Source organism: Streptomyces sp. NPDC002790, assembly GCF_040295505.1.
Taxonomy (GTDB): Bacteria; Actinomycetota; Actinomycetes; order Streptomycetales; family Streptomycetaceae; genus Streptomyces.
The window spans coordinates 1-22,228 of the sequence record NZ_JBEOVM010000058.1 but is presented as its reverse complement, the minus strand read 5'-3'; the positions used below and the strand labels follow the sequence as shown (position 1 = coordinate 22,228).

At 70.4% G+C, this 22,228-nt stretch carries 22 protein-coding genes; 18 read left to right on the top strand and 4 right to left on the bottom strand.

Annotated features, from left to right (window positions below; translation table 11 throughout):
* The first annotated feature begins 132 nt into the window (after positions 1-132).
* The 6 genes from dnaK (at position 133) to ABT004_RS23420 (ending at position 6,322) form a co-directional block, all read left to right on the top strand.
* Positions 133-1,992: a molecular chaperone DnaK gene (gene dnaK, locus ABT004_RS23445; protein ID WP_351340168.1), complete on the top strand. Its 1,860-nt coding sequence runs from the start codon at positions 133-135 to the stop codon at positions 1,990-1,992.
* Positions 1,989-2,666, top strand: coding sequence for a nucleotide exchange factor GrpE (grpE, locus tag ABT004_RS23440; RefSeq protein ID WP_351340165.1), 678 nt, complete (start codon positions 1,989-1,991; stop codon positions 2,664-2,666). The genes dnaK and grpE overlap by 4 nt, the downstream gene beginning before the upstream one ends.
* A 36-nt stretch (positions 2,667-2,702) precedes the next feature.
* Positions 2,703-3,890, top strand: a complete 1,188-nt coding sequence (gene dnaJ, locus ABT004_RS23435; RefSeq protein ID WP_351340162.1) for a molecular chaperone DnaJ — start codon at positions 2,703-2,705, stop codon at positions 3,888-3,890.
* Between the two features lie 5 nt (positions 3,891-3,895).
* Positions 3,896-4,387 (top strand): heat shock protein transcriptional repressor HspR, encoded by a 492-nt coding sequence (locus ABT004_RS23430; protein WP_451187849.1) that lies wholly within the window; start codon positions 3,896-3,898, stop codon positions 4,385-4,387.
* A 71-nt stretch (positions 4,388-4,458) separates the two neighbouring features.
* Positions 4,459-4,980 (top strand): GNAT family N-acetyltransferase, encoded by a 522-nt coding sequence (locus tag ABT004_RS23425; protein ID WP_351340156.1) that lies wholly within the window; start codon positions 4,459-4,461, stop codon positions 4,978-4,980.
* A 217-nt stretch (positions 4,981-5,197) separates the two neighbouring features.
* Positions 5,198-6,322, top strand: a complete 1,125-nt coding sequence (locus ABT004_RS23420; RefSeq protein ID WP_351340154.1) for a sugar ABC transporter substrate-binding protein — start codon at positions 5,198-5,200, stop codon at positions 6,320-6,322.
* 19 nt (positions 6,323-6,341) lie between these two features.
* Here the strand turns inward: ABT004_RS23420 and ABT004_RS23415 are convergent, their stop codons facing one another.
* Together ABT004_RS23415 and ABT004_RS23410 are read right to left on the bottom strand one after the other, a co-directional pair.
* The gene (locus ABT004_RS23415) at positions 6,342-7,268 is read right to left on the bottom strand and encodes a LuxR C-terminal-related transcriptional regulator (RefSeq protein WP_451188165.1); all 927 of its coding nucleotides are present in this window, start codon (positions 7,266-7,268) and stop codon (positions 6,342-6,344) included.
* A 47-nt stretch (positions 7,269-7,315) separates the two neighbouring features.
* The gene (locus ABT004_RS23410; RefSeq protein ID WP_351340148.1) at positions 7,316-8,287 is read right to left on the bottom strand and encodes a helix-turn-helix transcriptional regulator; all 972 of its coding nucleotides are present in this window, start codon (positions 8,285-8,287) and stop codon (positions 7,316-7,318) included.
* Between the two features lie 170 nt (positions 8,288-8,457).
* On the opposite strand from ABT004_RS23410, the gene ABT004_RS23405 reads away from it, so the two are divergent.
* Together ABT004_RS23405 and ABT004_RS23400 are read left to right on the top strand one after the other, a co-directional pair.
* Entirely contained in the window at positions 8,458-8,661 is a 204-nt protein-coding gene (locus ABT004_RS23405) for a hypothetical protein (protein WP_351340146.1), read from the top strand.
* Positions 8,658-9,014, top strand: a complete 357-nt coding sequence (locus ABT004_RS23400; RefSeq protein WP_351340143.1) for a hypothetical protein — start codon at positions 8,658-8,660, stop codon at positions 9,012-9,014. The genes ABT004_RS23405 and ABT004_RS23400 overlap by 4 nt, the downstream gene beginning before the upstream one ends.
* Before the next feature lie 126 nt (positions 9,015-9,140).
* Here the strand turns inward: ABT004_RS23400 and ABT004_RS23395 are convergent, their stop codons facing one another.
* Complete coding sequence (locus ABT004_RS23395; protein WP_351340140.1) at positions 9,141-9,554, bottom strand: pyridoxamine 5'-phosphate oxidase family protein; 414 nt, start codon at positions 9,552-9,554, stop codon at positions 9,141-9,143.
* Between the two features lie 136 nt (positions 9,555-9,690).
* On the opposite strand from ABT004_RS23395, the gene clpB reads away from it, so the two are divergent.
* Positions 9,691-12,288, top strand: coding sequence for an ATP-dependent chaperone ClpB (gene clpB, locus ABT004_RS23390; protein WP_351340137.1), 2,598 nt, complete (start codon positions 9,691-9,693; stop codon positions 12,286-12,288).
* A gap of 105 nt (positions 12,289-12,393) precedes the next feature.
* Positions 12,394-12,930, top strand: coding sequence for a YbjN domain-containing protein (locus tag ABT004_RS23385; protein ID WP_351340134.1), 537 nt, complete (start codon positions 12,394-12,396; stop codon positions 12,928-12,930).
* 104 nt (positions 12,931-13,034) lie between these two features.
* Here ABT004_RS23385 and ABT004_RS23380 read toward each other — a convergent pair whose 3' ends face one another.
* A complete protein-coding gene (locus ABT004_RS23380) occupies positions 13,035-14,219 on the bottom strand; it encodes a pyridoxal phosphate-dependent aminotransferase (protein ID WP_351340131.1) in 1,185 nt (394 codons plus the stop codon).
* A gap of 141 nt (positions 14,220-14,360) precedes the next feature.
* Here ABT004_RS23380 and ABT004_RS23375 point away from each other — a divergent pair, with 141 nt between their 5' ends.
* The 8 genes from ABT004_RS23375 to ABT004_RS23340 all read left to right on the top strand — a co-directional run bounded on the left by ABT004_RS23375 (position 14,361) and on the right by ABT004_RS23340 (position 22,169).
* Positions 14,361-14,678 (top strand): hypothetical protein, encoded by a 318-nt coding sequence (locus ABT004_RS23375; protein WP_351340128.1) that lies wholly within the window; start codon positions 14,361-14,363, stop codon positions 14,676-14,678.
* 334 nt (positions 14,679-15,012) lie between these two features.
* Positions 15,013-15,537 (top strand): DUF2617 family protein, encoded by a 525-nt coding sequence (locus ABT004_RS23370; RefSeq protein WP_351340125.1) that lies wholly within the window; start codon positions 15,013-15,015, stop codon positions 15,535-15,537.
* A 113-nt stretch (positions 15,538-15,650) separates the two neighbouring features.
* Positions 15,651-17,174, top strand: coding sequence for a polyamine aminopropyltransferase (locus ABT004_RS23365; protein ID WP_351340122.1), 1,524 nt, complete (start codon positions 15,651-15,653; stop codon positions 17,172-17,174).
* 850 nt (positions 17,175-18,024) lie between these two features.
* A complete protein-coding gene (locus tag ABT004_RS23360; RefSeq protein WP_351340119.1) occupies positions 18,025-18,990 on the top strand; it encodes an SRPBCC domain-containing protein in 966 nt (321 codons plus the stop codon).
* Positions 18,991-19,016: 26 nt separating this feature from the next.
* Positions 19,017-19,811 carry an aldose epimerase family protein gene (locus ABT004_RS23355; RefSeq protein WP_351340116.1) on the top strand — a complete coding sequence of 265 codons (795 nt, stop codon included), beginning with the start codon at positions 19,017-19,019 and terminating at the stop codon, positions 19,809-19,811.
* 35 nt (positions 19,812-19,846) lie between these two features.
* Entirely contained in the window at positions 19,847-20,401 is a 555-nt protein-coding gene (gene pyrE, locus ABT004_RS23350) for an orotate phosphoribosyltransferase (RefSeq protein WP_351340114.1), read from the top strand.
* A gap of 218 nt (positions 20,402-20,619) precedes the next feature.
* Positions 20,620-21,651, top strand: a complete 1,032-nt coding sequence (gene fbaA, locus ABT004_RS23345; RefSeq protein ID WP_351340111.1) for a class II fructose-bisphosphate aldolase — start codon at positions 20,620-20,622, stop codon at positions 21,649-21,651.
* 104 nt (positions 21,652-21,755) lie between these two features.
* Positions 21,756-22,169 (top strand): DUF3151 domain-containing protein, encoded by a 414-nt coding sequence (locus tag ABT004_RS23340; protein ID WP_351340108.1) that lies wholly within the window; start codon positions 21,756-21,758, stop codon positions 22,167-22,169.
* Positions 22,170-22,228 lie beyond the last annotated feature (59 nt).

The following is a 22,228-nucleotide window of genomic DNA, read 5'->3' as shown; positions in this document are numbered from 1 at the left end:
TCCTCTCAGTCGCCATGCCGATAAAGGCAGGATAAAAGTTGAGTGCCTGCGACTCAGGTCTGTTGACGCGGAGGGGGAGGGTGTTGCAGTCTTGAGTCAGTTCCACTCAAGTAGGTAGCTGGAGGAATCGAAATGGCACGTGCGGTCGGCATCGACCTGGGCACGACTAACTCCGTCGTCAGCGTTCTGGAGGGCGGTGAGCCCACCGTCATCGCGAACGCCGAGGGCGCCAGGACCACGCCGTCCGTCGTCGCTTTCGCGAAGAACGGCGAAGTGCTGGTCGGCGAGGTCGCGAAGCGCCAGGCGGTCACGAACGTGGACCGGACGGTCCGCTCGGTCAAGCGCCACATGGGCACTGACTGGAAGATCGACCTGGACGGCAAGGACTTCAACCCGCAGCAGATGAGCGCGTTCATCCTGCAGAAGCTGAAGCGCGACGCGGAGTCCTACCTCGGCGAGAAGGTCACGGACGCGGTCATCACCGTCCCGGCCTACTTCAACGACTCCGAGCGGCAGGCGACGAAGGAAGCCGGCGAGATCGCGGGCATGAACGTCCTGCGTATCGTCAACGAGCCGACGTCCGCGGCCCTGGCCTACGGCCTGGACAAGGACGACCAGACCATCCTGGTCTTCGACCTCGGTGGCGGCACCTTCGACGTCTCGCTCCTGGAGATCGGCGACGGCGTCGTCGAGGTGAAGGCCACGAACGGCGACAACCAGCTCGGCGGTGACGACTGGGACCAGCGCGTCGTCGACTACCTGGTCAAGCAGTTCAACAACGGCCACGGCGTGGACCTGGGCAAGGACAAGATGGCGCTTCAGCGCCTGCGCGAGGCCGCCGAGAAGGCGAAGATCGAGCTGTCCTCCTCCACGGAGACCACGATCAACCTGCCGTACATCACGGCGTCCGCCGAGGGCCCGCTGCACCTGGACGAGAAGCTCACGCGCGCCCAGTTCCAGCAGCTCACGTCCGACCTTCTGGAGCGCTGCAAGACGCCGTTCCACAACGTCATCAAGGACGCGGGCATCAACCTGTCGGAGATCGACCACGTCGTTCTCGTCGGTGGTTCGACCCGTATGCCGGCCGTCGCCGAGCTGGTCAAGGAACTGACCGCGGGCAACGAGGCCAACAAGGGCGTCAACCCGGACGAGGTCGTCGCCATCGGCGCCGCGCTCCAGGCCGGTGTCCTCAAGGGCGAGGTCAAGGACGTCCTGCTCCTCGACGTCACCCCGCTGTCCCTGGGTATTGAGACCAAGGGCGGCATCATGACCAAGCTGATCGAGCGCAACACGACGATCCCGACGAAGCGTTCGGAGATCTTCACGACGGCCGAGGACAACCAGCCGTCGGTGCAGATCCAGGTCTACCAGGGCGAGCGCGAGATCGCGGCGTACAACAAGAAGCTCGGGATGTTCGAGCTGACCGGTCTGCCGCCGGCCCCGCGTGGTGTCCCGCAGGTCGAGGTCGCCTTCGACATCGACGCGAACGGCATCATGCACGTCACGGCCAAGGACCTCGGCACGGGCAAGGAGCAGAAGATGACCGTCACCGGTGGCTCCTCGCTGCCGAAGGACGAGGTCAACCGGATGCGCGAAGAGGCCGAGAAGTACGCGGACGAGGACCACGCCCGCCGCGAGGCCGCCGAGTCCCGCAACCAGGGCGAGCAGCTCGTCTACCAGACGGAGAAGTTCCTCAAGGACAACGAGGAGAAGGTCCCGGGCGAGGTGAAGACCGAGGTCGAGGAGGCGCTCACCGAGCTGAAGGAGAAGCTCAAGGGCGAGGACTCGGCCGAGATCCGCACCGCGACCGAGAAGGTCGCCGCCGTCTCGCAGAAGCTGGGCCAGGCCATGTACGCCGACGCCCAGGCCGCCGGTGGCGCCGAGGCCCCGCAGGGTGACGACGCCCCGCAGGGTGACGCCAAGGCCGACGACGACGTCGTGGACGCCGAGATCGTCGACGAGGACAAGGACCGCAAGGACGGTGCCGCGTGACCGAGGAGACCCCGGGCTTCGACGAGAACGAGAAGCCTGAAGTCCCCTCCGGCAGCGCGGCGTCCGCCGCAGATGATGCCGCCGAGCCGCAGGCCGCTCCCTCCGAAGAGGAGGGGGCGGCCCCGGCCGGGGACTCAGCTTCCGCTCAGTCCGCAGCAGACATTGCCCTGACGGCGCAGCTGGACCAGGTGCGTACCGCGCTCAACGAGCGCACCGCGGACCTCCAGCGGCTGCAGGCCGAGTACCAGAACTACCGGCGCCGTGTGGAGCGGGACCGCGTCACGGTCAAGGAGATCGCCGTCGCGAACCTCCTGACCGAGCTGCTCCCCGTTCTCGACGACATCGGCCGTGCCCGTGAGCACGGCGAGCTCGTCGGCGGCTTCAAGTCGGTGGCCGAATCCACGGAGACGGTCGCCGCGAAGATGGGCCTTCAGCAGTTCGGCAAGGAGGGCGAGCCCTTCGACCCGACCGTGCACGAGGCCCTGATGCACTCCTACGCGCCGGACGTCACCGAGACGACCTGCGTGGCGATCCTGCAGCCGGGTTACCGGATCGGCGAGCGCACCATCCGCCCCGCGCGGGTGGCCGTGGCCGAGCCGCAGCCGGGTGCGAAGGCGGACGACGCAGCCGAGAAGGATGCCGAGAAGGACAACGGTGGCCCGGAAGAGGGCTGACGTCACACGCATGGGTAAGGAGGGACGTCGAGGCCGATGAGCACCAAGGACTTCATCGAGAAGGACTACTACAAGGTCCTCGGCGTCCCGAAGGACGCCACCGACGCCGAGATCAAGAAGGCGTACCGCAAGCTCGCCCGTGAGAACCACCCCGACGCCAACAAGGGCAACGACAAGGCGGAGGAGCGCTTCAAGGAGATCTCCGAGGCGAACGACATCCTCGGGGACCCCAAGAAGCGCAAGGAGTACGACGAGGCGCGCGCCCTGTTCGGCAGCGGCGGGTTCCGACCGGGACCCGGCGGCGCCGGCGGCAACGGCTCGTTCAACTTCGACCTGGGCGACCTCTTCGGAGGCGGCGCCCAGGGCCAGGCGGGTCAGGGCGGCTTCGGCGGCGGCATCGGCGATGTGTTCGGTGGACTGTTCAACCGGGGCGGTGCGGGCGCGGGTACGCGTACGCAGCCGCGCCGGGGCCAGGACATCGAGTCCGAGGTGACGCTCAGCTTCACCGAGGCGGTGGACGGGGCCACGGTCCCGCTGCGCATGTCGTCGCAGGCCCCCTGCAAGGCGTGCTCCGGCACCGGCGATGCGAACGGCACACCGCGCGTGTGCCCGACGTGCGTCGGCACCGGACAGGTCTCGCGGGGCGGCGGTGGCGGCTTCTCGCTCACCGACCCGTGCGTGGACTGCAAGGGCCGCGGCCTGATCGCCGAGACGCCGTGCGAGGTCTGCAAGGGCAGCGGGCGGGCGAAGTCCTCCCGCACCATGCAGGTCAGGATCCCCGCGGGGGTCTCCGACGGCCAGCGCATCCGGCTCCGCGGCAAGGGCGCTCCCGGTGAACGGGGCGGCCCGGCGGGCGATCTGTACGTCGTCGTGCACGTCGACGCCCACCCGGTCTTCGGCCGCAAGGGCGACAACCTCACGGTCACCGTCCCGGTGACGTTCACCGAGGCGGCGCTCGGCGCCGAGGTCAAGGTGCCCACGCTCGGCGGTCCCGCCGTCACCCTGAAGCTGCCCACGGGCACGCCGAACGGGCGGACGATGCGGGCCCGCGGCAAGGGTGCCGTCCGCAAGGACGGCACGCGCGGCGATCTCCTGGTGACGGTCGAGGTGGACGTCCCCAAGGACCTTTCGGAGGACGCCCGCAGCGCCCTCGAGTCGTACCGCAAGGCGACTGAGGACATCGACGTGCGGGCAGAACTGTTCAAGGCCGCGAAGGGAGCGTGAGTGTGATGGACGGGCAGCGGGGTCGTCGGCGCAGCAACCCTCCCCCAAGGACTGCGTCCAGGGGGTACCCCCCGCCACTGACCGACGAGACGCCGGTGTACGTCATCTCGGTGGCGGCACAGCTGTCCGGCCTGCACCCACAGACCCTGCGCCAGTACGACCGCCTCGGCCTGGTCTCGCCCGACCGCACGGCCGGGCGCGGTCGGCGCTACTCGGCCCGCGACATCGACCTGCTCCGCACGGTGCAGCACTTGTCGCAGGCCGAGGGCATCAACCTGGCAGGCATCAAGCGCATCATCGAGCTGGAGAACCAGGTCGCCGCGCTGCAGTCCCGTGTCGCCGAGCTCTCCGCTGCGGTGGAGGGCGCGGCCTCCGCGATCCAGCAGCGCGAGGCGGCGGTGCACGCCTCGTATCGCCGGGACCTGGTCCCGTACCAGGAGGTCCAGCAGACGAGCGCGCTCGTGGTGTGGCGGCCGAAGCGGTCGTCCGAGCAGTAGTCCGCACTCATGCGTGAAGGGCCCCGGAGGCGTTGTCTCCGGGGCCCTTTCGGATGCCGCAGGATGGTGTCATGACCGAGATCCGCACCCCCCGCCTCCTCCTGCGCCGCTGGCAGCCGGACGACGACCTCGCCCCGCTCGCCGAGATCCAGGCCGACCCCGCCGTGATGCGCCGCGTCGGCGACCGGGCCCCGCGCTCCCTCGACGGGACCTTCGAGGACATCGAGCGCTGGGAGGAGGAGTGGGACGACGAGGGCTTCGGGGTCTTCGCCGTGGAACTCCTCGGCTCCGGCGAACTGGTGGGCGCCGTCGGCCTGTACGTGCCGGAGGTCCCGCGGCAGGTGGCGGGACAGATCGCGATCCAGTGGCGGCTCGGCCGCGTGTTCTGGGGCCAGGGGTACGCCTCGGAGGCGGCGCAGGCCACGCTGGAGTTCGCCGTTCAGGACCGGGGCATCGACCGGGTCGTCGCGGTGACGACGGAGGACGACACGTCCTCGGAGAAGGTTCTCCACAAGCTGGGGATGGCGCCGCTGCCCGGCGAAGTGGCGGGCTGCCGGCTGTACGCGATCGACCTGACGGAGTTCGAGGCGTGAGCAGGCATGAGGGACCCAAGGGCTGTGAGATTCCTGTGAAGCTCGTGGATGCCTCGCGGAGGTGTCCGGTATTCGCCGTCTTCGGCTTCATGTGAAGAACTAATGGACCCGTTTTCATTGCGGTGTGGCTTCACCTCTTGACGGTCCCCGGGCGGGCGAGTTGGCTTCGAGCCACCTCGGCCGCACCGTTGCGGCCACGTCAGGGAGGTATCCGCACATGAACACGCGTATGCGTTGCGCCGCCATGGCCGGCGCCGCATCCGTCCTGGTCGTCTCGCTCTCGGCCTGTGGCGGCGTGCTGCCGGGCGGCGACAACGAGCCCAGCGCGTCCGTCACCAAGGGGAACGACGTCAAGATCGGCCTGCTTCTCCCGGAGAAGGGGGCCACGCGCTACGAGAAGTTCGACCACCCCATCTTCCAGCGTCAGGTGGCGAAGCTGACCGGCGGCAAGGGGCAGCTGGTCTACGCCAATGCCAAGCAGAACGCCGCCCTCCAGCGCAAGCAGCTGCAGCAGATGATCGACGCCAAGGTCGACACGATCGTCGTCGACGCCGTGGACGCCGAGAACATCGCCCCGGCCGTGCGCAAGGCCAAGGACGCGGGCATCCACGTCATCGCGTACGACCGGCTCGCCCAGGGGCCCGTGGACGCCTACGTCGGCTTCGACAACGAGCTCGTCGGCCAGACCCAGGGGAAGGCGCTGGTCTCCGCGCTCGGCGGGGCCAAGGCCACCAAGCGCGACAAGGTCGTGATGATCAACGGCTCGCCCGACGACCCCAACGCCGCGCAGTTCAAGAGCGCCGCCCGCGCCGAGCTGGGCAACGCCGTGACCGTCGCGAAGTCGTACGACACCGCGGGCTGGAAGGCGTCCAACGCCAAGGCCAACATGGAGCAGGCCATCAACGCGCTCGGTGCGGACGACATCGCGGGCGTGTACGTCGCCAACGACGGGATGACCGAAGGCGTGATCGCCGCCCTGAAGGAGGCCGGCGTCCGCGAGATGCCGCCGATCACCGGGCAGGACGCCGAACTCGCCGCCGTGCAGCGGATCCTGGACGGCGAGCAGTACATGAGCGTCTACAAGCCGTACCCGGACGAGGCGCAGACCGCCGCCGAGATGGCCGTGCGGATCTCGCAGGGGCGCGACATCGAGTTCGAGGCGCTGGCGATGGACCGCACCGACAGCCCGACGACCAAGCAGATCAGGACGGCGAGCGTCAGCGTCGTCGCGCTCACCAAGGGCAACATCAAGAGCACCCTCGTCAAGGACAAGATCTTCAAGCTGTCGCAGATCTGCACGGCGAAGTACGAACAGGCCTGTGTGGAGGCCGGGTTGAAGTGATCTCCGCCGCGGGGGCGGGTCAGTCCGCGTCCTCCAGGATGCCCGACTGCCCGATCAGATAGCCCAGTTGTGCCCTGCTGTCGCTGCCCAGCGTCGCCGCGAGCTTCGCGATGTGCACGCGGACCGTGCGGATGTTCATGCCGAGCCGCTCCGCGATCACCGCGTCCGTGTGGCCCTCGATGAGGAGCGTCGCGATGGTGCGCTGGCGCGTCGTGACACCGTCCGAGACCGGCTCCTCGACCGCCGCGTGCGGGAACATCGGCGTGGCCAGCTGCCACAGACGCTCGAACGTGGTCGCCAGGTAGGAGATCAGCGCCGGGTGCCGGAGCTCCAGGGCCACCGTGCGGTCCTGGTTCGCGGGGATGAAGGCGACGGTGCGGTCCAGCATGATGAGGCGCTCGGTCACTTCGTCGAGGGTGCGGACCTGGACGTTGCCGGCCAGCTGCTCGAAGTGGGCGAGCACGGCCTGCGAGTGGCGTGACGTGTGCTGGTAGAGGGTCCGCATCCGACAGCCGCGGGCCAGCAGTTCCTGCTCCTTGGGCAGGGCCGAGGCGAGCAGGGGGGCCGGGCGGTGGCCGCCCGGCTGGATGGTGAGCAGTTCGGTCGACGAGGTGGACATGGCTTCGCCGATCGCGTCGTTGATGCGCCGGAAGCCGAGCAGGACGGTGATCATGGGGGCGTCAGGGACGGCCGCCCGCTCGGCGTCCAGGGCCATGAGCGGGGCGAAGGTCTCGGCCAGCTTCGCCTCCTGGCTGCGGCGCAGGGCGATGTTCTCCTCGACGGCCCGCAACAGTCGGGGCAGCGCGATCGCGGGGGGTACCGGTCGCAGCCATCCGGGGTCCTCGGGGTCCGGGCGGAGCAGTGCGTGCGCTTCGAGACAGGGAGCCGGCTCGGAGTCCGCGTGCGGTACGCGGCCTTCGCGCAGGGCGCGGGTGTAGAGCCGCATGCCTGCCTCGCACACCTCGCCGACGTCGTGCGAATGAACCCTGAGGGTCACGACTCGAACCTTCTGCTCGGTGTGGGGGCGTCTGTCGCGAGCATTCCGGACTGCGCGATGAGATAGCCGAGTTGGGCCCGGCTGCCGCTGCCCAGTGCTGCCGCGAGTTTGGCGATGTGGGCGCGGCAGGTGCGTACGTTCATACCGAGCCGGCGTGCTATCGCCTCGTCTACGTGGCCTTCGATGAGGAGTTTGGCTATGGAGCGCTGGACGCCCGTGATGCCGTCGGTCGGTGGTCCGTAGGGGGTTTCGTCGAGCAGCGGGACCCCGCGCTGCCAGAGCTGCTCGAAGACGTTGGCCAGATATTCGACCAGGCCCGGGTGGCGCAACTCCAGGGCGGACTGCCGGTCTTCGCGTGCGGGAATGAACGCGACCGAGCGGTCGAAGATGATCAGCCGCTCGATGAGCTCTTCAAGGGTGCGTATGTCGACGTTTCCCTGGGCCAGGGCTTCCGCGTAGGCGAGGGTGCCGTGACTGTGCCGTGCCGTGTGCTGGTAGAGCGTGCGCATCGTGATGCCGCGGTCGGTGATCTCCCTGCCCATCTGCAGGGCCTTGGTGAGCGTGTGCTCGTCCCGGCCTCCTCCGGGCTGGACGGTGAGCATCTCGGACTTGCACTCGGCGAGGGCCAGTTCGATGGCGGCGTTGATCCGCTCCTTGCCCTCGAGCACCGTGATGGAGTGGGTGGTCGGTTGCCGCTGGGCACTGATGGCCAGGAATGGCTCGAAGGCATCGGTGAGTTCGACCGCGAGAACCCGTCTTTCCTGTATCTCGCGTTCGAGCGGATGCAGCCGTTGCGTGAGCGCCGCTGTCGGCGGAACCGGCCGGAGCCAGGCGGAGTCATCGGGATCGGGATGCAGGAGAGCGAAGTCCAGCAGGCAGGGAGCCGAGGAGACTTCGCTGCGTGCGATGCGTCCCGAGCGCAGAGCGGTCGCGTACAAGTGCCTCCCGGCGTCGCACAGCTCGGTCATGGCGTGTGGATGCGCATGATTTGAGCTGGTATTTGGCATAGCTCCACCCCCCAGGGTCCTGAACGTGCAGGAACATGATGCATCGACCCTGTGGTGTTTGCGTGGCCGAATGAGCCATCGTCATGGAGAGCCGGGGGAGAGAATCCATGGAAGTGAGGACGAGACCCGCTATGCGTAAGGGAATACTTCGCGCCGTTGTTGCCGGCGCTTTCTCCGCCGGGCTGGTCCTCGGCGCGATCGGACCGATGGACGCCATCTGGAACACCGCACCCGCGGCCCAGGCGGATGCGATCTGGAACTCCGCGCCCACGACCGTTCAGGCACTCCCCGGTGACGCGATCTGGAACTCCGCGCCCACGGACGCAGGCGCATGATCACCCCGCCCGACGACCGGTCGTTACGCCGGGAGATGGCGATCGCCTACCGCTCCGGTTGGCACACCATCGACCTCGTGACCGCGGTTCCGAACTCCGGTGACTCCCTCATGGTCACCCTGTTCGGAGAGCCCATCATCGTGGTCCGTGAGGGCGACGACATCCGGGCCTACCGGTGCCTGCGCCGACCGCGTGGCGCTCCACAGCCGGTACGTACGGTCGTCCGGTACGGGATGATCTTTGTGAACCTCGACCAGCGGGACCATCAGCTGGTCGGCGAGGCGGACCCCCTTTCGGACACCGCCCCGCAGTCCCACCACCCCAGCACCACAGCCACCCCCCGCAGTGCCTGACGCGATGCCCCCGTCGCTGTAGATCGCGCAGGTGCTTCCCCCCTGCAGCGGCGTCACCGTGTACCTGAAACACGGTGGCGCCGCTGCGGTCGTTCTACGGGCCCCTCGTTCTACGGGCCCTTCGTTCTACGGGCCCTTCGGGAGATTCGCGGTCGCCCGGTCCACCGCGATCTCGATGACCACCCGGTCCGGATTCGGCCGCGGCTCCCGCCCGTAGCGCTCGGCGTACCGGCGCTCCGCGTCCACGACCTCCGCCGGCTCCGTGCGCACCGTCGCCGCTCCCTCCAGCGTCGCCCACCACCGGCCGTCGACCTGGCACACCGCGACCCGCCCCGAGCCCGCCGTGGCGTGGGCGACCTTCCTCGTGCCCTTGCCCGTGATGACGCGGGCGACCTGCGCCTCGGCGTCGTACGTCACCCCGACCGGGACCACATGGGGCGTGCCATTGGCGCGCAGCGTCGTCAGGGTGCACAGATGCCGTTCGCGCCAGAAGCTGAGGAAGGCGGATTCGGGGGCGTCGAGGTCGATGCGCTTGGCCATGAACGGGAACCTATCCCAGAGGGGCCGGGCCCTTTCCCGGGACGGCCTTGAGTGGAATAGACTCAACTTTGTGCACGTTGGATAAGTCAGAGTTTCCGCAGGGGACACCCAGCCGTAGACGGAGGAGAACAGGCACGTGGACGCCGAGCTGACGAACCGGAGCCGCGACGCGATCAACGCGGCAAGCAGCCGGGCCGTGTCCGGGGGCCACCCGGATCTGACCCCGGCGCATCTCCTCCTGGCCCTGCTCGAAGGCCAGGACAACGAGAACATCACCGACCTCCTCGCCGCGGTCGACGCCGACCAGGCGCAGGTCCGGGCGGGCGCCGAGCGGGCGCTGGCCGCACAGCCCAGCGTGACGGGATCCACCGTCGCGCCGCCGCAGCCCAACCGCGAACTGCTCGCCGTCATCGCCGACGCGTCCGAGCGCGCCAAGGAGCTCGGCGACGAGTACCTCTCCACGGAACACCTGCTCATCGGCATCGCGGCCAAGGGCGGAGCCGCCGCCGACGTGCTGACACGGAACGGGGCCGGCGCGAAGAAGCTGGTCGAGGCATTCACCAAGAACAGGGGAGGGCGCCGGGTGACCACACCCGACCCCGAAGGGTCCTACAAGGCGCTGGAGAAGTTCGGTACGGACTTCACGGCGGCGGCCCGCGAGGGCAAGCTCGACCCGGTCATCGGCCGCGACCAGGAGATCCGCCGCGTCGTCCAGGTCCTGTCGCGGCGTACCAAGAACAATCCGGTGCTCATCGGCGAACCCGGCGTCGGCAAGACCGCCGTCGTCGAGGGCCTCGCCCAGCGCATCGTGAAGGGCGACGTACCGGAGTCCCTCAAGGACAAGCGGCTCGTCTCGCTCGACCTCGGCGCGATGGTCGCGGGCGCCAAGTACCGCGGCGAGTTCGAGGAACGCCTCAAGACGGTCCTCTCCGAGATCAAGGAGAGCGACGGCCAGGTCGTCACGTTCATCGACGAGCTGCACACCGTCGTCGGCGCGGGCGCCGGCGGCGACTCCGCCATGGACGCGGGCAACATGCTCAAGCCGATGCTGGCCCGCGGTGAACTCCGGATGGTCGGCGCGACGACGCTCGACGAGTACCGCGAGCGCATCGAGAAGGATCCGGCGCTCGAACGCCGATTCCAGCAGGTCCTGGTGGCCGAGCCGTCCGTCGAGGACTCGATCGCGATCCTCCGCGGTCTGAAGGGCCGCTACGAGGCCCACCACAAGGTCCAGATCGCCGACAGCTCCCTCGTCGCCGCGGCCGCCCTCTCCGACCGGTACATCACCTCCCGGTTCCTGCCCGACAAGGCCATCGACCTCGTCGACGAGGCGGCATCGCGCCTGCGCATGGAGATCGACTCCTCACCCCTTGAGATCGACGAACTCCAGCGCGCCGTCGACCGGTTGAAGATGGAGGAGATGGCCCTCGCCAAGGAGACCGACCCGGCCTCCCGCGACCGCCTCGACAAGCTCCGCCGCGACCTCGCCGACAAGGAGGAGGAGCTGCGCGGCCTCACCGCCCGCTGGGAGAAGGAGAAGCAGTCCCTCAACCGGGTCGGTGAGTTGAAGGAGAAGCTCGACGAACTGCGCGGCCAGGCCGAACGCGCCCAGCGCGACGGCGACTTCGACACCGCGAGCAAGCTCCTCTACGGCGAAATCCCCACCCTTGAAAGGGACTTGGAGGAAGCCTCCGAGGCCGAGGAAGAGGTGTCGAAGGACACCATGGTCAAGGACGAGGTCGGCCCCGACGACATCGCCGACGTCGTCGCCTCCTGGACCGGCATCCCGGCAGGTCGCCTCCTGGAGGGCGAGACCCAGAAGCTGCTCCGCATGGAGGACGAGCTCGGCAAGCGTCTCATCGGCCAGTCCGAAGCGGTCCGCGCGGTCTCCGACGCGGTCCGCCGCACCCGCGCGGGCATCGCCGACCCGGACCGCCCGACGGGCTCCTTCCTCTTCCTCGGCCCGACGGGCGTGGGCAAGACGGAACTCGCCAAGGCCCTCGCCGACTTCCTCTTCGACGACGAGCGGGCCATGATCCGCATCGACATGTCGGAGTACGGCGAGAAGCACAGCGTCGCCCGCCTGGTCGGCGCCCCGCCCGGCTACGTCGGCTACGAGGAGGGCGGCCAGCTCACCGAGTCGGTCCGCCGCCGCCCGTACTCGGTGGTGCTGCTGGACGAGGTCGAGAAGGCCCACCCCGAGGTCTTCGACATCCTCCTCCAGGTCCTCGACGACGGCCGCCTCACCGACGGCCAGGGCCGCACGGTCGACTTCCGCAACACGATCCTCGTGCTGACGTCGAACCTGGGCAGCCAGTACTTGGTCGAACCCCTCACATCGGCGGAGGAAAAGAAGCAACAAGTCCTGGAGGTCGTCCGGGCGTCCTTCAAGCCCGAATTCCTCAACCGCCTCGACGACCTGGTGGTCTTCTCGGCCCTGGACAAGGACGAGCTGCGGCGCATCGCGAAGCTCCAGCTGGACCGCCTCGCGGGGCGCCTCGCCGACCGCCGCCTCACGCTCGACGTCTCCGACGAGGCCCTGACCTGGCTCGCCGACGAGGGCAACGACCCGGCCTACGGCGCCCGCCCGCTGCGCCGCCTCATCCAGACGGCGATCGGCGACCGCCTCGCGAAGGAGATCCTCTCCGGCGAGGTGAAGGACGGCGACACGGTCCGCGTCGACGCGTTCGGCGACGGGCTGATCGTGGGGCCGGCGACGGGGAAGACGCTGTAGTCCCGCCGCCGCGAAACGCCCGCGTCCCTGCGAAGGGGCGCGGGCTTGCCCTCGGGGGGCCCCGGTGGGAGAGGATGGCGGTATCCATACGAAGGGACCACGCACGTGAGCATCGACCCGACCTCGATTCCCAATTTCGGGGGACAGCCCGAGCCGCAGGACGGCGCGGGGCCGGCAGGTCCCGTCGTTCCCGACCAGGAGCTGGTCAAGCAGCTCCTGGAGCAGATGGAGCTGAAGTACGTCACCGACGAGGAGGGTGACCTCGCGGCGCCGTGGGAGGAGTTCCGTACGTACTTCATGTTCCGCGGCGAGGACGACCAGCAGGTCTTCTCGGTGCGGACGTTCTACGACCGGCCGCACGGCATCGAGATCAAGCCCCAGCTGCTCGAGTCGATCGACGACTGGAACCGCCGCACCCTGTGGCCGAAGGTCTACAGCCACACCCACGACGACGGCACCGTCCGCCTCATCGGCGAGGCGCAGATGCTGATCGGCACCGGAGTCTCGCTCGAGCACTTCGTGTCGTCCACGGTCAGCTGGGTGCGCGCCGCGATCGAGTTCGACCGGTGGCTGGTGGAGCAGCTCGGCCTGGAGGCCGAGGTCGACTCCGCCGAGAAGCCGGAGGACGGCGACTCCGAGTAAGTCGGGGAGCCCCGCGGAGCCCGGCCCGCGCCCGTCACCACGACGGCGCGCGGGCCGGGCTCTCGCTTGTTCGGGCCGGGCGCGCGTGGGGGTCCGTGGGGGTCCTACATCGCCTTGAGTCGCGCCGCGGCCTCGTTCAGGACGTCATCCTGCTTGCAGAACGCGAAGCGGACGAAGGGGGCGCCCGCGGTCCGGTCGTCGTAGAAGACGGCGTTCGGGACGGCGACGACGCCGCAGCGTTCGGGGAGGGCGCGGCAGAAGGCGAAGCCGTCGTCGAAGCCGAGGGGGCGGATGTCGGTGGTGATGAAGTAGGTGCCCTGGGGGCGGAAGACGGTGAAGCCCGCGTCCTCGAGGCCGGTGGCGAGCAGTTCGCGCTTGGCGGTCATGGTGGCGCGGAAGTCGGAGAAGTACGTGTCGGGAAGGGCGAGGGCCTCCGCGACGGCGTACTGGAAGGGGCCCGCGGAGACGTAGGTCAGGAACTGCTTCGCCGAGCGGACCGCCGTGACGAGCTCCGGTGTGGACGTCACCCAGCCGACCTTCCAGCCGGTGAACGAGAACGTCTTGCCGGCGGAGCCGATGGTGACCGTGCGCTCGCGCATGCCGGGGAGCGTGGCGAGCGGGATGTGCTCGGCGTCGCCGTAGGTGAGGTGTTCGTAGACCTCGTCGGTGACCACGAGCAGGTCGCGCTCCACCGCGAGTTCGGCGATGGCGGTCAGTTCGGCGCGGCTGAGGACGGTGCCGGTCGGGTTGTGCGGGGTGTTGATGAGTAGGAGGCGGGTGCGGGGGTTGATCGCGGCGCGCAGCTCGTCGAGGTCGAGGCGGAAGCGGTCGCCGTCGGGGCGCAGAGTGACCGGGACGCGGGTGCCGCCCGCGAGGGCGATGCTCGCCGCGTACGAGTCGTAGTACGGCTCGAAGGCGATGACCTCGTCGCCGGGTTCGACGAGGGCGAGGAGGGAGGCGGCGATCGCCTCCGTGGCGCCCGCGGTGACCAGGACCTCGCGGTCGGGGTCGAACTCCAGGCCGTAGCGGCGCTGCTGGTGGGCGGCGATCGCGGTGCGCAGCTCGGGGATGCCGGGGCCCGGCGGGTACTGGTTGCCGTGCCCCGCGCGCAGCGCCCGTACCGCGGCTTCCCTGATCTCCTCGGGGCCGTCGGTGTCGGGGAAGCCCTGGCCGAGGTTGATGGCGCCGGTCCGCACGGCGAGCGCGGACATCTCGGCGAAGATCGTGGTCCCGAACTCGGCGAGGCGGCGGTTGAGGAGGGGGCGTGCGCTGGAGGTCATGGCGGCCATCCTGCGCCGAACCTCTGGAGTTCCTCAACTCCTGCTTGGTGAGCTCCGGGCAGGGGCATCCCCCTGTCACGCCCGCACGGGGCGGCCCCTCGGGGGACTCGGGGTCCGGGGGATTCGGGGGAAGAGAAAGGAGGGCCGGTGATGAGCGTGTTCTTCGTCGTGTTCTTCGTGGTGCTGGTTGGCGCCATCGTGCTCGGAACGGCCAGGGCGGGCGGCAGCGGCCGTTCGTCCACTACCTCACTGAAGAAGAACCGGGCCGGCCGGAGCAGCTGGTGGGCCGGTGGCGGCGCCGCGAGCGGCGGCGGTGGCTACGGGTGCTCCTCGTCCGGTGACTCCGGCGGCGGACATCACGGTCACTCGTGCGGCGGGGGCTCCTCCTGCGGCGGTGGCTCCTCCTGTGGTGGGGGCGGCTCGTCGTGCGGAGGTGGCGGTGGTGGTGGATGCGGCGGCGGAAGCTGACGCACCGTGTCCGGGCGGGCGGCCCGCGCGGAGACGACTGACACGGGGCAGTCGGTCCGCGCGGGCCGCACGCTTGTCCGGGTGTGCCCTCGCAGGTTGTGCGCCGGGCGCAAAAGAGGCCCGTGGAAGTTGAACAATTGAGCTGTGCCCCCCTCGGGGGGATGGAAACCCTCCGAAGTTGGGTAAAAACGCTGTGACGGCGTAGCCACCCATGATTCCCTTTAACCGTCAACACAGCCCTCGTACTGCGTAGTTATCGCGTTCGCGTGGGCCCGAGCCGGCCCCCTTGATCCAGCCGGCCCCACTTCCCTTTGCGTGTTAGCGGAGCCGACCCATGCTCACGACCCTGAACACCGCCTACACCGATACGAGCGCGGCCGATCTGGCCTGGGCCCTCGGCCGGGAGCCGTTGCCCGCGCTCGCCACGCTCGACCTCGACATCGACGATGCCAGGCTCCAGTTGAGGCTGCTCGGCGCCTCGCACCAGGTGCTGCTCGAGGAGGAGCACGGCACCTGTTCGGAGACCGTGGCGTGCATTCCCGGCAGCAGTACGCCGCTCCCGCTGGGCGTCGCGAAACGCCTGGGCGACTGGGAGTACGAATTCGCGGCCCGCGTCGAACATTTGACGGCGGGCCAATTCGCCGGCCGCGCCCAGGAATTGCTCGCACTGGTCGCCGACCACCCGAACGGTCTGGCGGGCGTTTTTCCCGGCAGCCCGCACGCCTTCACCGCGATGCTCGCCCAGCGGCACGAGGGGCAGGTGCACTGGCGCACCTGGCACGCCTACCCGCAGGACGGCCAGTTGGTCGCCACCCGCACCCGGGTGGGCGCGCGGATGCCGGTGGCCGCCGCCCTGTAGTGGCGTGAGCCCGGCTCGCGGTGGGCGCCCGGGTCGCGGGTATGCCTGCGGTGCATCGGTTACACACGTGTGGGTGACTGGACGGGGTTGAGCGGTGACGTAGCGTTCCAGGCGTGATCGAACCGTACTCACCCGTGACGACCCGGAGCCCCAGGCCCCCGGGCGGCCCGGTCCGGTCCCCGCTCCCGGTGAAGCCGGGCACCGCCCGCTTCCTCGTCCTGGTCGGCGTCTTCATCTGCGCGGCCTGCGGACTCGTCTACGAACTCGAACTGGTCGCGCTCGCCTCGTACTTGATGGGCGACTCGGTCACCCAGGCCTCCGTCGTGCTCTCCGTCATGGTCTTCGCGATGGGCCTCGGTTCGCTCGCCGCCAAGCGGCTGCGGCTGCGCGCGGCGGTGGGCTTCGGGATGATCGAGGCGCTGCTCGCGCTCGTCGGCGGCTGCAGTGCCATGGCGCTGTACGCGGTGTTCGCGTGGACCGGGGACTGGGGCGGGGCCTGGGCGGACGGCCCTCGCTGGCTGATCGTCGTCTTCTCCCTCGCGATCGGGGTGCTGATCGGGGCGGAAGTGCCGCTCCTGATGGTGCTGATCCAGCGGATCCGGCGGCAGGACGCGAGCGGGGCCGTGGCCGACCTGTTCGCGGCGGACTATGTGGGCGCGCTGGTGGGCGGACTGGCGTTTCCCTTTCTGCTGCTGCCCCTGCTCGGTCAGTTGACCGGGGCGCTGCTCACCGGGGCGGTCAACGCGGTGGCGGGGGTGATGCTCGTCCTCGGCCTGTTCCGGCGGGACCTCAGCCGGCGGGCGCGCTGGCTGCTGATCGTCGCGAACGTCACGGTGCTCGGCGTGCTCGCCACGTCCTGGGTCCTCGTCGACGACTTCGAACGGGCGGCGCGGCACGCCCTGTTCGGGGCGGATGTGCGGGTCGCCGAGCAGAGCGGCGTGCAGGAAGTCGTGCTCACGGGCGGTGGGCGGCGCCGCACGTCGCTCTTCCTCGACGGGCAGCTGCGGGCCGGCGGACGCGAACCGGGCCGCCCCTACCGGCAGTTCGTCGGCCCCGCGCTGCACGGTGGGCCCCGCGCGCGGGTCCTGATCCTCGGCGGGGGCGACGGTCTGGCCGCGCGCGAGGCGCTGCGGGCCCGCGGGGTGCGGCGCGTGGACGTCGTCGACCCCGACCCGGAAGTGGTGCGCCTGGCCCGGACCGACCCGGGGCTGCGGGAGCTGAACGGGCGGGCGCTCGGGGACCCGCGGGTGCGGGTGGCGACGGGGGACGTGTTCGCGTGGCTGCGGAGTGCTCCGCGGGGGCGGCCGTACGACGTGGTGGTGTGCGATCTGCCCGACCCCGGCAGCACGGCGAGCACGAAGCTGTACTCGCAGGAGTTCTACGGGTTGGTGGGGCGGGTTCTCGCGGACCGTGGGCGAGTGGTGGTGCGGGTGGGGGGCGGCGCGGCGCGGCTGGGGACGGCCACCGCGACGGTGCGCTCCGCGGGGTTGCGGGTGGTGGCGTATCGCGGCGACGGGGGTGTGGGGTTGGTCCTTGCGGGCTGGGCCCGGCCGGGGCCACCGGGGGGTGTGCGCCTGGTGCGACCCGGGGTGGGGTACGCCCCGTCCACGTTGGTGCACCCACGCTTTGGCGACTGAGGCGGTGGGGTGGGGGCGGGGCCGGTGGGTGGTTGCGCGGGGGCGGTGTCCTGGGGCGGTGCCGGGGTGGCGGCCTGTGGTCACGGTGTGCGGGGCTGTGCCGGGGTCGCGGCCTGTGGTGCTGGTTCGCGGCGCCGCCCCTTTCCGGCTGCGCCGGGCCTCGCCCATCTCCCACCCACCCGCCCCCTCCGGGGGCTGCGGCCTCGCGGGGTGGCGCCTGTTGCGCGGGGCCGTGGGTCTGGGTGTCGGGGTCGGTGTCGGCGGTGTCTTCGGCGTTGTCCGGCCCTCGGCTGCGCCGGGCTTCGCCCATCTCCCGCCCTCCCGCCCTCTCCGGGGGCTTGGGCCCCCGTGGTGGTGCCTGTTGCGCTGCGCCGCCGGTGCAAGCGCCGGGAGCCGGTGTCTTCGGCGTCGTCCGGCCTCGCTCGTCTCCCACCCACCCGCCCCCTCCCGGGGCTGCAGCCCTCCGTGTCGGTGCCTGTTGCCCGGCCCCGGGGTCGCCTCGCCGACCCTGCCGCTCAAGGCGGTCGGCGGGGCACGCCTGGGCGGGCGGCGGATTGCCCAAAGCGGGTGGCGGGCGGCGTCCGTCACGGGTGGGCGGCGCAGACCGCCCGAGACGGTGGGCACATCAAGCCCCGCCGTTCGAACGAGAGCCAGCGGGGTCCGGGGCGGAGCCCCGAGGCGTGGGCCCGGGTGGGCGTCTGATCCGGGGTGGGGGTCGGCGGAGCCGGGAACTCGGACCCGCGGGGGGCCCGGGCCGTAGGGGCGGCGGAGCCGTCGGTGGGGCCGGAAACTCGGACCCGCGGTGGCGAAGAGGGTTCACGGTTCCGACGGAGTCGCTAGGCTCGGCGGCATGGAGCATGAGGTGTTCGTTCCGGTTCCGGCGGAGTCCCTGCGGGCGGTGCTCTGCGATTCCCAACGCGTCGACCGGGCCCTGCCCGGCTACCAGCGCGACGCCACCGGTGGCGGAGGCCGCCTGAAGGTACGTATCGGCGGGCACACCATCACGTACCGCGGCAGCGTCACCGTGACGCAGTCGGCGGACGGATCCTTCGCCGTGACGGGTGAAGGCAGCGAGGCCCGCGGCACGGGAGGCGTGAAGTTCGCCCTGACCGCCCGGGTCGCCGCGGCGGCCGGCGGCTCCGCGGTCACCTTCTCCGGCACCGGCTCCGGCGACGGCCGGGTAGCGGAACTGTCGCGCGAGTCCGTGGCATCGGCGGCCCACCGTCTGCTGAACCGTTTCGCGGAGAACCTCGGAGCGGCCCGCCAGGAGCCGGGCTCTGACCCCGACGAGGACATGGGCGCGGATACGGGTGCGGATACGGGCGCGGACACGGGACCCGTCGACGACACGGTCGAGGGCTCGGGCAGCAGCTCGGTCGGCGACCTCCGCAACGGTGAGGAGGGCGAGACGTTCGCGCCCACCGAAGGCCACTCCGAAGGCGACTCCGGAGGTCACGCCGAAGACCACGCCCCCGACCACTCCTCCGTCTTCGACACCGAGATCCCGCCACCGTCCCTCGACCCCGACGCGGACCCCGCGCCCGCCGCGGGACCCGAGTCCGACTTCCGGGCGGAGACGGCCGGGGGACCCGAGTCCGACCTCCCGGCGGAGCCGGTCGCCGCGCACGCCCGGCGCACCATGATCGGCCGCAGCGCGGAGGAGGTGGACCACGCGCCGCCGCGCGGGCGGTACGCCCCCGTGCCCGCCCCCGAAGGCGTAACGACCAGCGCCACGCTGCGCTGGGCCGCCCCCGCGGCCGCCGTCGCGCTCGCCTCGGCGATCGTCGTCGGCCGGGCCCTGCGCAGGCGCCGGTAGCACCTTCCCGCATAGGCTCAGTCGTCGTGACGACACAGGAAACGACGCTGACCGCGGGCGACGCGGAAGTGACCGTGGCGCCGGGCAACGGCTGCCGTATCAGCAGCTTGAAGATCTCCGGCACCGAACTGCTGCGGCAGGGCGAGAAGTACGGCTGCTTCCCGATGGTGCCGTGGTGCGGCCGCATCAGGGACGGGCAGTTCCGCAACGGCGGCCTCACCCACCAGATGCCGCTGAACTCCCCGCCGCACGCCATCCACGGCTTCGCCCGGGGCGCCGAGTGGACCACCGCGCGCGAAACCCGCACCGAGGCGGCCTTCACGTACGACCTCACCGACCCCTGGCCGTACAGCGGACGCGTCACACAGCTCGTCTCGCTCGCCGAGAACTCGCTGACCCTGTCGCTCGGCATCGAGACGTACGGCGACTCGTTCCCGGCGCAGGTCGGCTGGCACCCCTGGTTCAACCGGACGATCACCGACGGCGGCAGCAGCGTGCAGATCGCCTTCGACCCGGCCTGGCAGGAGGAGCGCGGCGCGGACCACCTGCCGACCGGCAAGCGCATCGAGGCGACCCCGGGCCCCTGGGACGACTGCTTCGGGATGCCCGACGGCGTCGACGTCATGCTGTCCTGGCCGGGCGCCCTCCAGCTCGACGTGCGGAGCCCCGAGCAGTGGGTCGTCGTCTACGACGAGCAGGACGCGGCGGTGTGCGTGGAGCCGCAGACCGGGCCGCCGAACGGCCTGAACACGGCGCCGCGCCTCGTCACCCCGGTGGAGCCGCTGGAGGCGAGCACGACCTGGACCTGGAGCCACCTCTGAGACCCGCCCTCCCCCCGCCCTTTAAGCTCATGGGCATGACGACGAACGACGTGCGCGACGCGCTGCTGACGCAGATCAAGAACAAGGCCGTGGTGCACGGCAAGGTGACGCTCTCCTCCGGCATCGAGGCCGACTACTACGTCGACCTGCGCCGCGTCACCCTCGACGGCGAGGCCGCCCCGCTGGTCGGCCAGGTGCTGCTCGACCTGACCGCCGGCCTGGAGTTCGACGCGGTCGGCGGCCTCACCATGGGCGCCGACCCGGTCGCGGGCGCGATGCTGCACGCCTCCGCCGCCCGCGGGCAGCGCCTCGACGCGTTCGTCGTCCGCAAGGCCGCCAAGGCGCACGGCATGCAGAAGCGCGTGGAGGGCCCGGAGATCAAGGGCCGTCGCGTGCTCGTCGTCGAGGACACGTCCACGACCGGCGGCTCGCCGCTGGAGGCCGTCCAGGCGGTGCGCGAGGCAGGGGCCGAGGTGGTCGGCGTCGCGACCATCGTGGACCGGGCCACCGGCGCCGCCGAGAAGATCACCGAGGGCGCCGGGGTGCCGTACCTCTTCGCGTTCTCGAAGGACGAGCTCGGCCTGGACTGAGCCCGCAGAGTCTCGGACTGAGCCCCGCAGAGTCTCGGACTGAGCCCCGCAGAATCTTCGGACCGAGCCCCGCAGAAACTTCGGGCTGGAGCATTCGGCCGAGTCTGGAAGGATGGGGTCGACGATGATGTCACCCCTTGACGCTTGGTGAGGGTCGCCGCGAACGACGGAACGACAACCCGAGCCCCCGCAACCCGCGCTTTACGAGGAGACGGCAGATGGCCATCGCAACCCCGGACCAGTACAACGAGATGCTCGACCGGGCCAAGGCGGGGAAGTTCGCCTACCCGGCCATCAACGTCTCGTCGACGCAGACGCTGAACGCGGCGCTGCAGGGCTTCGCCGAGGCCGAGTCCGACGGCATCATCCAGATCTCCACCGGTGGCGCCGAGTACCTCTCGGGCCAGGGCGTGAAGGACATGGTCGTCGGCGCCGAGGCGCTCGCCGAGTTCGCGCACGTCGCGGCCGCGCGCTACGGCAACAAGATCGCGCTGCACACCGACCACTGCCCCAAGGGCAAGCTGGACGGCTACGTACGCCCGCTGCTCGACATCTCCGCCAAGCGCGTCGAGGCCGGCGGCCTGCCGCTGTTCCAGTCGCACATGTGGGACGGCTCGGCCGAGACGCTCAAGGTCAACCTGGAGATCGCCCAGGAGCTGCTCGCCAAGGCCAAGGCCGCGAACATCATCCTCGAGATCGAGATCACCCCGACCGGTGGTGAGGAGGACGGCGTCTCGCACGAGATCAACGACAACCTCTACACCACGGTCGACGATGCACTGCGCACCGCCGAGGCCCTGGGCCTGGGCGAGAAGGGCCGCTACCTGCTGGCCGCGTCCTTCGGCAACGTGCACGGCGTGTACAAGCCGGGCAACGTCGTGCTCCGCCCCGACCTCCTCAAGGACCTGAACGAGGGCGTCGCCGCGAAGTACGGTCAGCCGGCCGGCTCGAAGCCGTTCGACTTCGTCTTCCACGGCGGCTCCGGCTCCACGGTCGAGGAGATCACCACCGCGCTCGAGAACGGCGTCGTGAAGATGAACCTCGACACCGACACCCAGTACGCCTTCACGCGGCCCATCGCGGGCCACATGTTCGAGAACTACGACGGCGTCCTGAAGGTCGACGGCGAGGTCGGCAACAAGAAGACGTACGACCCGCGCGTGTGGGGCAAGAAGGCCGAGGCGAGCATGACCGCCCGCATCGTCCAGGCCTGCGAGAACCTGCGCTCGACGGGTACGCGCATCAAGTAGTCCTGACGCTCACGGGCCCGGCCTCCCCCTTGCGGGAGCCGGGCCCGTGGCATGTCACGAGGGCGCTCGACGGGCAACGGCGTGGGCGCGGCACACTTGACCCCATGAACCTTCACGAGAACCTCCTCGGCGGTCCGCCCCCGACCGAGCTCCCGGACGACCCGGAGCCGCGCGAGCTGCTCGCGTCCGGCACGGCTCCCGCGGACGTCGCCGCGAAGTACCCGACCTCCTCGCTCGCCTGGGCGCAGCTCGCCGACGACGCGTTCGAGCGCGGCAGCGTCGTCGAGTCGTACGCCTACGCCCGCACCGGCTACCACCGCGGCCTCGACTCGCTGCGCCGTGCCGGCTGGAAGGGGCACGGCCCGGTGCCGTGGGAGCACGAGCCCAACCGTGGCTTCCTGCGGGCGCTGCATGCCCTCGCGCGGGCCGCGGGGACGATTGGTGAGCAGGCGGAGTACGAACGCTGCACGCAGTTCCTGAAGGACTCCTCAGAGGCAGCCGCGCAGACGCTGACCTGAGCAATTCAAGCCCCGCCGGCGATTGAGGCGCGGGGTCCGGGGCAGCGCCCCGAGGCCGG